This window comes from Candidatus Woesearchaeota archaeon, assembly GCA_016188115.1.
Taxonomy (GTDB): Archaea; Nanobdellota; Nanobdellia; order Woesearchaeales; family GW2011-AR9; genus JACPIK01.
This window is the reverse complement of the sequence record JACPIK010000002.1, coordinates 249,875-263,593: the sequence shown is the minus strand read 5'-3', so window position 1 is coordinate 263,593 and position 13,719 is coordinate 249,875. Positions and strand designations below refer to the sequence as shown.

Here is a 13,719-nt window from a genome sequence, read left to right as displayed (position 1 = left end):
ACCCACTTATTTAAATGTTCTTAGAAGGATATTTTTTAAAGAAGAGTTCGAAAAAGTGGGGTATGGACTTAGAACGGCGAGATGTTGTACGAGCAATTATTTTTCGGGAAGGAAGGGAAGGACTGGAATATTTTCTGATTGAGAAAAGAAATTCGAGGGGCGAGTGGTATCACACTAATTTACAGGGAGGATTGGAGGGGTTAGACCCGTTAGTTCAAGTGGTTGTGGAAGTTCATGAGGAGATTGGTGTTGACATGGGACACTATTTTATTCAAACTTTATTTCAAACAGAACCATATCAAACAGTACGGGGACCTGAAAAAACACCTACCATCGCTGTTGCATATGGACTTGCTGTGCTCATTGATGAAGATGCCGAGATGATATTCGAAAAAGATCATCGCCACGGGGGGTGGCATACGCGTCAAGAAGCTTTGGAAAAATTAGTGAAGTTTCCAGAGCAACGAGTACTGTTCGACGCAGTGTGCGAGAGATTAGAACGAACCATTGCAATGGAAGGATATGCCAAAGTGCTTCGTTACTCCCCTTCTGAAAATGTGGAATGTGATCGTCATGCTTAATCTACATCAAACTAAAACATTGGTCGTTGGTGTTGTTAATGTCACACCAGATTCTTTTTCCGATGGAGGAGAGTTCTTTTCTGTAGAGAACGCTGTTGAACATGCTAAAATGTTAGTTGAAGAAGGAGCAGATATTCTGGATATTGGCGGCGAGAGTTCGCGTCCAGGGTCAGATCCAGTTAGTGTGGAAGAAGAGTTACGACGTGTGATCCCCGTTATTGAAAAGTTACGTGGTGAAGTTGATGTACCGATTTCATTGGATACGTATAAATGGGAAGTTGCTGAGGCGGGATTGAAAGCAGGTGCCGATATTATTAATGATATTTCTGGGCTGCGTGATCCTAAAATGGTTGAGGTTGTGGCTCGACATCAATGTCCTGTGATTATTATGCATATGTTAGGAGAACCAAAAACGATGCAGAAAGACCCTTCGTATCACGATGTTGTTGCTGAGATTGTTGACTTCTTTAAAGAGAGAATTGTTATTGCTCGCACGGCTGGGATTAATGAAATAATACTTGATCCCGGCATCGGGTTTGGTAAAAATTTAGAACATAATCTTGAGATCTTACGACGCTTTGATGAATTTTGCACACTTGGCTATCCAGTATTGATTGGCACATCGCGCAAATCGTTTTTAGGGACGTTGATGAATGGTGCTGGTCCTCGGGAAAGGCTAGAAGGAACGATTGCGTCTACTTTAGTTGCTGTGATGAAAGGCGCAACGCTGGTGCGTGTGCATGATGTCAAAGAGATGAAGAAAGCGTTGATGGTGGTTGACGGAGTGAGGTACTGTTGATTTGTCACTACTAGCAGGTAATACTAAATAAGTAATATTTATAAAATAGAGATTAATTCTTAATAAAATGACAGTGATTAGTATTCCGCGATCGTACGATGTTATTAGGCCATTACGTGAAAGAGTGGTTTTAGCAATAAGTGAGAGATATAGAACACAAAACAGATTTTGTGATGAAATAGGAATACTGCCCAGTCAATTTTCTGGGTTCTTACATGACACTGCACCTTTAGGTGATGCCCTTAGACGAAAAATTTCTGAACAGATCAAAGAAAAATTAGAGATTGATCCTAATCAAGAAGGAGTAGAAGCAAATTTAGGTGTTGAAAAGATTATGGAAGCTCATAAGTTAGCACAACATCGCCCTGAAAATTACAGGGGAGTCAATATTGCTCACGTACCATTTGTGTATACTAAAGATGGTGATTCACCTTCTGTCCAAACTCTGCCTCCAGTTTATGCACTAATTGATCGCTTAGGAATGCATTTGACTAATCCTCCATCGTTGGAATTTTTCGAGCTTAGAAAAGATTTGAGTAATGGAGATTATTTTAAAGGTAAAGACATGGGATTAGAGGCAGCTCTGAAAAAACTTGGTCGTAAGCATGAAGTATTTCCAGGAGGGTATCATCAGAGCCAGGGAATCAGTCATTTTGGTACAGTAATTCAAGATAATTCAGAATATGGAATTGTTGTTCCTGCTGTTCAACTCACCGATAGTAATTATGATATTGGACGTACGTTGTTAGTGATGACTTATTCGCCTGTCCAGGCTCAAAGAAGGACAGGTGCAAGTCCGATATTACAAGCATTTGTCGATCAAGGGCTTCTGGCAACACCACCTAGTTCGCAGGGAGATGATACGTCTGATTTTTTAATTCATTGGCATGAACCTACGTATCATCAATTCGCCAGACGTTGTAAGGACATAGAGGAACAATTAATGGGTACGTTAAACAAGCAAGATAATAGAAGGAATTGACTGAAATTTACTTCTTTCCCAAGACTTTCTTTACCTGCGCATACACAATATCAGGTGCTTTAACAGCGTCAATCTTAAGAAGAATTTTTTTCTTTTTGTAATAGTCAACTAATGGTTGTGTCTTTTCTTGATATTCAACAAAGCGTTTGGTGACTACTTCCGGTTTGTCATCTTCACGAAAAATCACTTTAACTCCTTTGGGCGGAGGGTTAAGAGCCATGCTATAGATAGTTCCATTATCTCCCATGCGACGATCGGCAAAGCGTTTGACGACTTCCTCTCGGGGAATATCAAAATAAATGACTTGGTCAATAAGAGGAAACGCATCGGCTTGAGGAATAGTCCGAGGAAATCCATCAAAAATATAATCCTTGCCTTTGACAATTTTTGATTTAACCATGCGAATGGTAAGTTCATCAGGTACAAGAACTCCACTATCCAAGAGATGTTTAACTTCTTTGCCAATAGGAGTCTGTTTGGCAATCTCATCACGAAACATGTTTCCGGTGGAGAGATGTACATAGCCAAAATCACTTACCAGTTGAGCAGCAACAGTGCCTTTACCACTACCTGGAGGACCTAAGAGGAGAATATTCATAGAAAGGACGAGAAGAGGAGAAATTTAAAAGGCTTGCGGTCTTTAGTGTAGTTATGAATGAAGAGAAAGTGAAGAATGGTGAGAAAAAGAAGAAGATTGGTCTCTTTATTGGTCGCTTTCAACCGTTTCATAATGGTCATCTTAAAGCAATAAAACTAATTTTGTCAAAAGTAGATCTACTTTATATTGGGATTGGCAGCGCTCAAGAAAGCAAAACGCAGGTAAATCCGTATACTGTGTCTCAACGCGCCACGATAATTAGGGCGGCACTTGCTGCGGTGAATATTAAGAATTACATCCTCTTCTCGATACGTGATGTAGCGCAAGATGCTGTTTGGATACGAAAGATAGCAAAACGGGTTGGCAAAAACACACATGTATATTCTGGAAATCCTCATACATTACGTGTTTTTCACAGAGGAGGGTATAAAACGACACCCCTCTCGCTGTATAGTAATATTAGCGCAACAAAGGTGCGCAGGCTTATGAAACAAGGTCAAAATTGGAAGAATCTTGTGCCCAGAAGTACATGGTCATTTCATGAAGAGTTTCAGAGAAGAGATAACACAAATCGGCGTAGTTAGGGAAGTTAGAGGAATTAGAATATAGTTCAAAATCTTTTTAAAGGAGAAAACCATTTTCACAATTTATGAGAAAGAAAGTAGATTATCTTCCCCTTTGTGAACGGGCATTAACCCTCTTAGAGGTAATTTCCAAAGCAACAGAGTACATGAAACGCTATGAGATGCATCAGAGTTTTGATAAATCGTTAGTAGAAATTGAAGAACTGACTCAGGTTGCTCCTCTTACTTTAGAGAAAAATATCCTTTCTAACCTTCATCGAGCATTGTTTGAAAGTCTCATGGAGCAAGTTGCCCTCGTGGAAGATGAATTACATGAGGTTCTTATGTGCAGTGGCGATTTAATGAAGAAACTTGGTCGTTTAACTGCAGAAGATCGGAATGAAATTTGTGAAATTCTTAATGTTGAATATGTCCCTGTTGAGGACCGTATGTCACATGAACTTAAAGATGTTTTATTTCATCTTCTGGATGAAATACATAAATTAAATCAGTCCTCAAGCAAGTATTATTCTTTTGATGAAGAACGGTTTGTAGAATTTGAAGATGAAGTAAATCCGGAAGAATAACCCTACTTTCAAGTAACAATTCCACTTTCTTTATATATTTGAGTTACTTTTTAAGATAAATGGTTTTAGGAGTAGAGATAGTCTTGCTTACGTATCAGAATTTGCGCGAGAGCAATCAAGATTATGCTACAGGATTTTATTATAAAGATGGATGTCTATGGAAGCCACAGCTTCAGGTATATGTCCCTCATAAACTTACACCACTGCTTTGTTCTATCAAAGATACGAACGACACTGGAAGCAATTATCCTTATCTGGGCGGAGTGTTTGTAGGTGATGGTTTTGGTATCAAAGGCGAAGAAATTAGTAAAACTGCCGGCGATGTATTTATAGAATTAGCAGCACAAGAGCAGCCACCACATTTGGATATTCTTTCTCGTTTTGAAACACGCGTGAAGAGTAGAATTGGGCAACTACGTTCAACTAGCACTAACTTTGGTAGTACTACTTCTCTGGTAACAATACATAAAGAAGGATATGCAGAGCTAGGAAATAAAGGAGATAGCAGGATTTATTTATGTAGGGAAGGCGAGGCGTACATTCTCACGCGCGATGATAGTCGAATGTGTGATTATATTATAAAAGAGGAAAAATGTAATATAGCTGATGCCCTCGATTTTGATAACCATGACCGAGACGAAGTTATTATTGATGGAGAATTATGGGGAACAAGAGGTGCTGATGGTGAAGTCAAATCGTTATCTAGTGTTGTAACTGCGAGTTTGAATCACTTCCAAAGATTTAGTTTAGAACGCAGAATGTTTGAAGTGGGAGCTGAACAAGGATATAATGCTCACACTCGACGTCTCACAGTCAAACCAGGAGATATATTTGCCCTGATGGTTGATGGGGCAATTAAACCATTTCAAGGGAAATTTGGAGGGTATCGCCGACGTTCTCTTCTTGCAGAGATACTTGCAAATCATTCTTCGTTGTATAATGCTGCTGAAGAGATAGTAGATTTGGAATTTCCTTTCACACAGGATAATAAGACAGTTGCTCTTGTTAAAATAGTAGAAAAAACATAAAATTAAAATTTAGAGTTTAAGATCGTCGTTCAACTTGGAAGATTTCTGGAGGACGATTCACATCAAGAACCTCAACATGAACGGTGGCTTTTTGTCCGACGCCCTCGTTATCAAGGCAGGTTACATCAACAGTATATTTTCCTGCATCTTCGTACGTTGTTTTTCGTTCGTTGGTAAACATCCAACCAGTATAGGTGATGGTAACGGGATCGTTATTGGGATCAGTACAGGTTACGGGAATCGTGACGGTGTCACCTTCATTAACAACGATTCGAGTAGCATTGATTCGAATGTGGGGAGGGATATTAATTTTGTTTACAGCAACACAAAATGTCGCTTCGTCTATTTTAGTTGCGTCTTTAATTTGAACAGTGACATTGTAATGACCAGCATCACCACGTTTGGTGTTCCAGATTCCGTCTGGTGTGAAAGGTGCTTGAGAGGTTAGTAATGATACATTTAGCCCTTCAAAAAATTGAGGTAGACTAATACGTTCTCCTTCACGAACTGTTAATGCGCAGGTTCCTTCACATGCGTAGCAATGATAACGATAGGTTTGACCAATTTCATAAGGGGTGAAGAGAGGAAGTGTTCCTTGAACTTTATAGGCTTGTCCAATAAATGAGCACGTATCACCTGGACATTCAAATAAATCATAGCGGGCATCACGCGGACATAAAAGACCAGTGTAAATATCTGTAGCATTTGCAATAAACGTTTTTTGCATGACTTTAAACTCATCACAGGGCCAGCCTTGTGGTAGCGCAGTCACGTTGACTAAGGTAGGGGTTGCTATTGCACCATACAGAGTTAGCGTTAAAATAAGAGCATACCAAAAGATCTTCATGGTGATGTTTGAAGAAAAGGGGAATTTAAAGGTTTAGGTTGTGGAGTAGAGACATTGGAGAGAAGGAAAAAGTTAGGGAAAAAGGGAAGTGAAGAAAAAATGATATAAAGAAGAGAAGAAGAGAAAAACAATTTGAAAATATCTATTCTGGACTAAATTTTAGAGTATAGGATTACCCATTTGAGTGAGAGTAGGTGAAGTATACTGTTTAAAACGATCTTGTGTACTTGCATCTCCAGGTAATCCTAAACTCAAAAAGAATTTCCCTGTAACCTCAGCAAGATCAGACCCACTTACTTGCATTCCATTTTGAGTACAGCTAACTCCTTGCGGAAGAGGTGTTTGGGCAATACATTCACTTTGAGCTAGATCTCGTATAACGACAGTGTAATGTGTTTGACTTTCTGGTGTGAGTGGGGCAGGACCATTGAGAATTTTTGTAAGATCTGCACGATCACGGGTGATTTGCTGCTGGGCAAGAGTGTGTACTTGGGCATCCATGAGAGCAAGATATTTTGTTGCATCGCCTGCACCTTTCTGAATAGAGGTTTCATAATCTCTCCCTGCTCGAAGAAGCTGCTGAAACTTCCTTGCTTGAAAAACAATAGCATCAGGAAGCGCTTTGAGGTCTTGTGTAACAACAGTATACGTATGAATGATGTTGGCAAGCGGTTGAATTTGCGCTTGAGCACTTTCAAGTGTTTTTGCGGCAGCTGCTTGATCATCTTGCACTCTTCTGAGATCGGCTTGATAGGTATCACGTTGCGCTTGAAGTATTTTCATTTCATCTCCTAATTGGGTGGTTTGCGCTCTAAGATTGGCAATAGTTGTAACTAATGCATCAAGATCAGTTTGAGAACTAGGAGTACTGGATTTGATAGCTGTGTATTGGGCAGTAAATGCTTGTTGATCTGCTTTTGTTTTACCTGTAACATATGCGCTTGTTGCAAGAGCTGCTACGCCAACAATACCTAATCCAACACCAAGACCTAGACCTAGACCAAGACGCTGGCGGAAGGCATGATGTGCTTTTTCTGCTGCAACTTTTTCTGCTCTGGCTGTATTAAGTTGAGAGACTAGGTCTTCTTTAAGGCTTCCTTCTAATTCAGCCATAAGAAAGTGTTTGCTTACATCCTGAGAGGTTACGTGTATCCTTATTTGGGGATTTACGGTTCCACTTCCAGTTACTTCAAGAACGTATGGTGACTCACCAATAGATGCGGCGATGGCTTTAGGGTCTTGAAATACCGAATAATCAGACGTGTTTTGTAAAACACGCAGTGCATGATCTCTTTCAAAGACACGCGCGCCAGTACTAGGATCAGTAAGTACATAAAGTATTGATTGAGGTGTTGGTTTAAGGGGGGTTGCCATGATTATTCTCCAAATATGATTGTTGTGTTGACTTTTGTGGGTTTGAAAGGTTGTTTCAAACTTTAGTCTATCTCCCTCTTAGCTTTAAAATAGGGGCAGAATTTATAAATTTATCACTCTTTCGGAGTATCATGACGCAAGGGCTGTTACGCGCATATGCTTTATCTTGGGGTGGAGCACGTGATCTTGGACTGTTTGATAGTCTGAAATATTCTAGTTTAGGTGTTGTGTATGAATCTAAAGATAATACTTTTGCTCGTATCTACCAAAGACATTCGTTGGAAGTGTTTATTGCAACGCACAGCATGGATGTGACAGATGTGGAAGAAATGATTCCCCGACCACATAATCTCATAGAGACAGTAGAACCTTTTGTAAAAGATAGACAGATACGGGTTGTTGATCGAACAGGTTTTCCCGATTATAATGATAGAAAGGAATTACGAAAAAGAGATGATCTGCCTAATAGATGGGCTCTGGCAGTTTTGAGACCAAAATATGGCATTTTTGAGCTCTATGTTACACGAGACTCTGGTCTTGAGACAATTTTTAGCAACGAACAAATTCAACTTAGACTACCTTTGCGGTGAAAATATTGTGTTTATCACGCACAATCTGCACTTTAATTTTCTTATCTTTCTTGTATTCGCACAACGGAACAGCAATGTTGCGATCTTTGGCAACGGCAATGATAGAATGAGGAAAACGATCCGGACATTTAACTCGGGCATAGAGTATGTCTCCCTCATTGAATGGTTTGGGTAGTGGTTTTATTTTACGAATATGAAAGTCTTCTTTGCTTAATTTAAGTTTGATGTGATGTTTTTTTTCGAGCTTTTCGAGAAGAGCATAAAAGTCCTCCCACGGTATTTCTTGCGCAGCGTTTCGACCAGTTTTATATCGAAGAAAGTTTTGAATCCCCAAAATAGGCTGCTTAGGAAGTGATTTGATGAACTCAATAATTTTGTCCATTTCATCTTCATTAAATCCTTTAGTAAGAACGGGAGCAACGATGACGTTGAGTTTTTGGGAAGCGTATTTGATGATTTCTTTAACGTGTTCCACGTTGTAATTTTTAGTGCCAGCGATGATTTTGGCTTTTTCTGGGTCAATTGCGTCTAGTGAGAGATTGATTTGAAGTTTGGTGCATTTCGCTAATCTGTCGATACGGTCTTTGTTTAGCAAAGTTCCATTGGTGTCGATGGAGATCGTGTGGACTAATTCGAGAAGTTGGAGGCGTTCGATAAGTAGATCCATGTCAGCATAGAGAAATGGTTCGCCTTGCACACCAATGTGAATTTCTAACGGTTCGTTGACGAATTGCAAGATTTTGTCTAACTCTTCGAGAAGATAATCTAATTCTACCACAAAATCGTGTTTGGTGCTCGAGAGTCCTTCGGAGATGGAACAGTAGACGCAGTCGAGATTACAGGAGGTGACAGGTTTGATTTCAATGATGGATGAGTTACGATACACAATGCCAAATGCTACATTGCCAATTAAAGGAATGCCAGAGTTTTTGTGAATGTAGGTTGCGGGATTGCCAGTAAGTTTGGTGGTGAGATGGTCGAAATAATTCTCGAGAACGTAAGAGAATTTACGTTGGATTTTGTCTTCATCGCCTATGTTGAATGTGATGGTATTGGGATTGGGGAGGCTGAATTCGCCGATAGCAGTGATTTCACTTAAAGGGATTTTCGTGGTAAAGAGTTTGAGAAGGGTAACGACTAAGTGAGATTCTGTTTTGGTGAAGGAAAGCGTTTCGTAGGTGAATGAAGGCATGGGGTTGTTGTGAATATTTAGATTATAAAACCATCTAACATTTTTTAAGAAGAGTCCTATTTTTCAAAGTTCTTTGAATGTCTTCTATTCTAGGAATAACATCTTTTTTACGGAATGCCAAACACTCCTGACCTGCCTCTTCAAGTGCTTGCTGAGCAAGGTTATATGCCCACACAAAATAGTCATAGCTAGCACAGAGATCTTGAGTTTCTTGCGTACTAAGAGCAGAGATGCCTTGTTGATTATAATATTTTAGACGAGATCGCATGTTAGTTGGTGCTTGAGCCAGAAGAGGTATAATTTGATCTCTTTCATCAGGCGTAAGTGATCGACAGAACTTCATAGCCTCTTGCATTATTTTGTATTGTACAAATCGTAAAGGTCCATTTTTGAACGAAAGCAAATTTTTATCTCTACTTAGACAAGAGACTACACTTTCTCCATCAACATAATAATTCGAGATTTTTTCTCCTTTAAATTTTTGTGAACCCTGTTCATCAACTACTCTTTGAAAGCCTGCTCTTTTTCCAGAAAATGTTTCATATATCTTTGTACCTAATCCCTGAGACACAACTTCCCTATACAAAGAACATTTGGCAAGCTCTGTTCTTTTGGAATCACCAAATAATGTTACCGCATCATTAATACGAGTAGGAAAAATTCTATCACTAGAATCTTGGTAATAACTAAGAGGACCTCCAGCTAAACTTTTAATTTCTAAATCAGGATAAATTCTTTCAGGGTGCTTACTAAAAAATGGTGTTAGAACTCTAAAAAATTCTTCTGAGTTTCCTACTTCATCAGTTAATACAACTAACTCAACTCTTGAAGTTTCATAAAGACCTTTTTCGTACCTTCCATCGCTACCCGTAGTGACAATAGTGATCTCTGGAAATGAACCATTTAGAAGTGAGCATAGTGTCTCCCCTACCTGATGATGATATATCCTATTCGCATCTACTAACTGAAGATTATATGCCGGAGAATCTACTATAGAAGGGGAAGGATAGGAAGAATCTGAGGGAAGATCTTTCATTAACTCCCTAAACGGACCAACATATATAAAATTTACCATTTTTACTACTCTTAGGTGATTTAATTACCATTGAGAATAGACACAATGTAGCATATAAAGCAAACGACATAAAGAAGTAATTTGACAACCATCTGACACATTCTTAATTCTCTTGACATAAATAGAGGAGATCTATTATGCCCCTCTTCTACCACAATTCTTAAAAAACGGGTTGACTCCTATTCCTCCATGTCAAAAGAGGGTTTGGGCGAAAGTAGTAGTGAGGGAACGGGCGAGGGTGTTAAAGAGAGAGCCAATGGTTCTCGTAGTGTTTCTGTTCTCGATTTGCCCACATCACAGCTCACGCCAGGTATGCGGCAGTATCAAGATGCGAAGCGATCATATCCGGACTGTTTGATTATGCTGCGTATGGGGGATTTCTATGAGATGTTTTACGAAGATGCGATTACGGCGTCTCGAGAGTTAGAAATAACACTTACGGCTCGCGGGCAGAATGAAAAACGCGCACCATTGGCAGGAATTCCGTTTCATGCTCTGGAGACATATTTAGGACGGCTGGTAAAGAAAGGATACAAAGTAGCGATTATTGAACAGCTTGAGGATCCCAAGCAGGCAAAGGGTCTTGTCAAACGGGGTTTACTGCGTATTGTTACACCTGGAACGATCATTGAGCCAAACTTGCTTGATGAAAAAGAAAATAATTATGTGATGGCAGTAACGTCACATCAAGAAGAGTATATTGCAGCGTTTTGTGATATTTCAACAGGGAATTTCTTTACTTCATCATATTCAGATTTACCATTGCTCATAAGCGAGATTACACGTCTTAATCCAAAAGAGTGCATTATTCCCCAAAGTCTGGGTGTAAACAAAGAGTTATGTGATGCGTTGGCGCAAGCAGGATGTTATTGTACGACACGAGAGGATTATTATTTCAAAGTTGACAAAGCACGTGGGGTTCTTCTAGATCACTTTCAACTGCAAAATCTCGAGAATTTTGGTTTAGAAGAACAAAAAAAAACGGTGAGTGTATGCGGCGCATTGATATCTTATTTGCATGATACCCAAAAAAATAATCTTGCTCACATCAAAACAATTGTTACCAGAAATAACTTTTCTACGATGGTAGTGGATGCAAGCACGTTTCGTAATTTAGAATTAGTGCGCAACTTGCGTGATGGAAGTTCTCGAGGAACTCTTTTAGGAGTTCTTGACAAGACGGTCACAGTGATGGGAGCACGATTATTACGCACGTGGCTTAAAGCACCGTTGCTTAATATCGCTGCGATTGAACAACGGCTTGATGCAGTTGAGCAGACTGCAAAAGATGTGATTTCTCGAGAAAAAGTTCGAGAAATTCTCGAAAGAGTAGTGGATATTGAACGAATCGTAAGTCGAGTGCATTATGGCACGGCAACTCCTCGAGATTTACTTGGTCTTAAACAGGGTCTTGTGCAACTTCCCCTGCTTCAAGCACATCTCAAAAAGTACAGCGCACCGCTATTACAAGAGATTGCATCTTTTGATACACTGCCGATGATTGCTACTCTTTTAGAACGGTCTATTCGGGATGATGCGCCAATGCTGGTTCGAGAAGGTGGCGTAATCAAACCTACGTTTAACCCTGAACTTGAGGCTTTACTCTCTATTGCAAGCCACAGTAAAGAATATCTTCAGAAATTAGAGGAAGAGGAGAAGAAAAAAACAGGCATAAATTCACTTAAAATTGGATACACCAGAGTATTTGGATATTACATTGAGATTACTAAGAAGAATGTGAGTGCCGTGCCTGCGACATATATACGCAAGCAAACCACGGCAGCAGGAGAACGCTATATCACGCCCGAACTTAAAGCAGAAGAAGAGAAAATTCTTACTGCTGAGGAAAAAAGTGTTGCACTAGAATTAGAGTTATATCAAAATATTCTTCGAGAACTCGTTGCGGTGACTGTACCCCTGCAAGATATTGCGCAAAAATTGGCAGTATTGGATGTCATTATGACTCTGGCTAAAGTAAGTGTAGAACAGCATTACTGCCGACCACATTTTGTTTTGGATGAGGATATTCTTCATATTAAAGCAGGACGACACCCCGTTGTTGAAACAACACAGCGGCAGTTTATCTCCAATGATATCATTCTTAACACAGGAGAAATGATGATTATCACCGGTCCAAACATGGCAGGAAAGTCCACCGTGATGCGTCAGACGGCACTGATTGTATTGATGGCGCAGATGGGTTGCTTTGTACCTGCACAAGAAGTGTCTATGAGTATTGTCGATCGCGTATTTACTCGTGTCGGTGCGTATGATGATGTGAGTTCAGGTCAATCCACGTTCATGGTCGAGATGAATGAAACAGCAGCGATTTTGAATAATGCAACGGCACACAGTTTGGTGGTGCTTGATGAAATAGGGAGAGGAACTTCCACATTTGATGGAGTATCGTTAGCGTGGAGTGTGGCAGAACATTTGTACCATAAGATACGCGCGAAGACATTATTTGCGACACATTATCATGTTTTAAACAAAATGGCAGAGAATTTGCCTCGAATCAAGAATTTTAATATTGCTGTTAGAGAGAAGCAAGGCGATATCATTTTTCTCCACAAATTGGTTGAAGGAGGAACAGATCAGAGTTACGGAATTCATGTGGCAAAATTGGCAGGATTGCCTGCTGAAGTTTTGCAACGAGCGCGAGAGTTGCAGGAAGCACTGCTCAAAGAAGATGAGATGATCCATAAGTTAAAAGGACAGAAAATGAATGAACAAAAGGGATTGGGTGATTTTTTTTCTAAGTAGATTTTTGGAAGGTTTTGAGGAGGTGACTCTTTTTACTTTCACCCCTTTCTAGTAATTAATTCGTAACATTTTTAAAGATTTGATTCAAAAAGCGAGATATGTTCAAATCTACCGTCGAACGAATAGTAACTCTTGCTTATACTGTTGGATGTGTAACAGCAGTTGGTTTTGTTACAGCAGCAGTTACATGGCGATCGTTATCGGAAGATACACAACACTCTCTTCGTTCGCAATGGAATAATTCTTTTGCAAGTGCACCTGACTCACAGCGAAAGGAGTATAGTACTATTGTAAATCAAGCTGAGAGATGCGGTTATATTGTGAATAGCAATAGTAATAATAGTAGTAATAATCTCCCTAATTTGACTACTCCACCGGCAATTGTTGTAGTAGAGGGAGGAGTAGAAGAAAGAGATATAAATTGTGTTCTTGAGAATATAGTGGGAAGAGCTGATCATAAATTTGCGCTTAATTCAGATCCGACTAAAGGTATCAATGCGTTTACGGCCTTTGGTGATAGAACAAGCCCGCAATTATGGGCTAGTGATCTGCATTCTGCCATCAATGCTATGGGACAAGTGTATGCATTTGTTCCACAAGGTTTTGGTGAAAATCTTCGCAATGACCCTGTTATTTCTCAATATGGCGTTCTTCTTTTACAGCTAAAATAAGAGCATAATTAAGAGTAAAAGTAAAAGCATGAGTACCAATATGCTAAACTTAGCCCAAAGAGTAGAGGT

General features: G+C 39.6%; 14 protein-coding genes. 9 read left to right on the top strand and 5 right to left on the bottom strand.

Annotation, left to right across the window (positions count from 1 at the left end):
* Nucleotides 1–62 precede the first annotated feature (62 nt).
* The 3 genes from HYV86_01455 (at nt 63) to HYV86_01445 (ending at nt 2,362) form a co-directional block, all read left to right on the top strand.
* Entirely contained in the window at nt 63–581 is a 519-nt protein-coding gene (locus tag HYV86_01455) for a hypothetical protein (protein ID MBI2572499.1), read from the top strand.
* The gene (gene folP / locus HYV86_01450) at nt 556–1,380 is read left to right on the top strand and encodes a dihydropteroate synthase (protein MBI2572498.1); all 825 of its coding nucleotides are present in this window, start codon (nt 556–558) and stop codon (nt 1,378–1,380) included. Before HYV86_01455 ends, folP begins: the two co-directional genes overlap by 26 nt.
* A gap of 67 nt (nt 1,381–1,447) precedes the next feature.
* Complete coding sequence (locus HYV86_01445; GenBank protein ID MBI2572497.1) at nt 1,448–2,362, top strand: hypothetical protein; 915 nt, start codon at nt 1,448–1,450, stop codon at nt 2,360–2,362.
* A gap of 7 nt (nt 2,363–2,369) precedes the next feature.
* Here HYV86_01445 and HYV86_01440 read toward each other — a convergent pair whose 3' ends face one another.
* Nucleotides 2,370–2,960: a nucleoside monophosphate kinase gene (locus HYV86_01440; protein ID MBI2572496.1), complete on the bottom strand. Its 591-nt coding sequence runs from the start codon at nt 2,958–2,960 to the stop codon at nt 2,370–2,372.
* 53 nt (nt 2,961–3,013) lie between these two features.
* Here HYV86_01440 and HYV86_01435 point away from each other — a divergent pair, with 53 nt between their 5' ends.
* The 3 genes from HYV86_01435 (at nt 3,014) to HYV86_01425 (ending at nt 5,138) form a co-directional block, all read left to right on the top strand.
* A complete protein-coding gene (locus HYV86_01435; GenBank protein MBI2572495.1) occupies nt 3,014–3,544 on the top strand; it encodes a nicotinamide-nucleotide adenylyltransferase in 531 nt (176 codons plus the stop codon).
* 65 nt (nt 3,545–3,609) lie between these two features.
* A complete protein-coding gene (locus HYV86_01430) occupies nt 3,610–4,110 on the top strand; it encodes a hypothetical protein (protein MBI2572494.1) in 501 nt (166 codons plus the stop codon).
* 59 nt (nt 4,111–4,169) lie between these two features.
* On the top strand, nt 4,170–5,138 hold the full coding sequence (locus tag HYV86_01425; GenBank protein MBI2572493.1) for a hypothetical protein: 969 nt from the start codon (nt 4,170–4,172) through the stop codon (nt 5,136–5,138).
* Between the two features lie 16 nt (nt 5,139–5,154).
* Here HYV86_01425 and HYV86_01420 read toward each other — a convergent pair whose 3' ends face one another.
* Together HYV86_01420 and HYV86_01415 are read right to left on the bottom strand one after the other, a co-directional pair.
* On the bottom strand, nt 5,155–5,985 hold the full coding sequence (locus HYV86_01420) for a hypothetical protein (GenBank protein ID MBI2572492.1): 831 nt from the start codon (nt 5,983–5,985) through the stop codon (nt 5,155–5,157).
* Nucleotides 5,986–6,144: 159 nt separating this feature from the next.
* Complete coding sequence (locus tag HYV86_01415; protein ID MBI2572491.1) at nt 6,145–7,359, bottom strand: hypothetical protein; 1,215 nt, start codon at nt 7,357–7,359, stop codon at nt 6,145–6,147.
* Nucleotides 7,360–7,490: 131 nt separating this feature from the next.
* Between HYV86_01415 and HYV86_01410 the strand changes: the two genes are divergently transcribed.
* A complete protein-coding gene (locus tag HYV86_01410; GenBank protein ID MBI2572490.1) occupies nt 7,491–7,949 on the top strand; it encodes a hypothetical protein in 459 nt (152 codons plus the stop codon).
* Here HYV86_01410 and HYV86_01405 read toward each other — a convergent pair.
* Together HYV86_01405 and HYV86_01400 are read right to left on the bottom strand one after the other, a co-directional pair.
* On the bottom strand, nt 7,930–9,141 hold the full coding sequence (locus tag HYV86_01405) for a radical SAM protein (protein MBI2572489.1): 1,212 nt from the start codon (nt 9,139–9,141) through the stop codon (nt 7,930–7,932). The two genes, HYV86_01410 and HYV86_01405, sit on opposite strands and share 20 nt — an antisense overlap.
* Before the next feature lie 34 nt (nt 9,142–9,175).
* A complete protein-coding gene (locus HYV86_01400; GenBank protein ID MBI2572488.1) occupies nt 9,176–10,177 on the bottom strand; it encodes a hypothetical protein in 1,002 nt (333 codons plus the stop codon).
* Nucleotides 10,178–10,405: 228 nt separating this feature from the next.
* Between HYV86_01400 and mutS the strand changes: the two genes are divergently transcribed.
* Entirely contained in the window at nt 10,406–12,979 is a 2,574-nt protein-coding gene (gene mutS / locus HYV86_01395; GenBank protein ID MBI2572487.1) for a DNA mismatch repair protein MutS, read from the top strand.
* Between the two features lie 98 nt (nt 12,980–13,077).
* Nucleotides 13,078–13,650, top strand: a complete 573-nt coding sequence (locus tag HYV86_01390; protein MBI2572486.1) for a hypothetical protein — start codon at nt 13,078–13,080, stop codon at nt 13,648–13,650.
* Nucleotides 13,651–13,719: the final 69 nt, after the last annotated feature.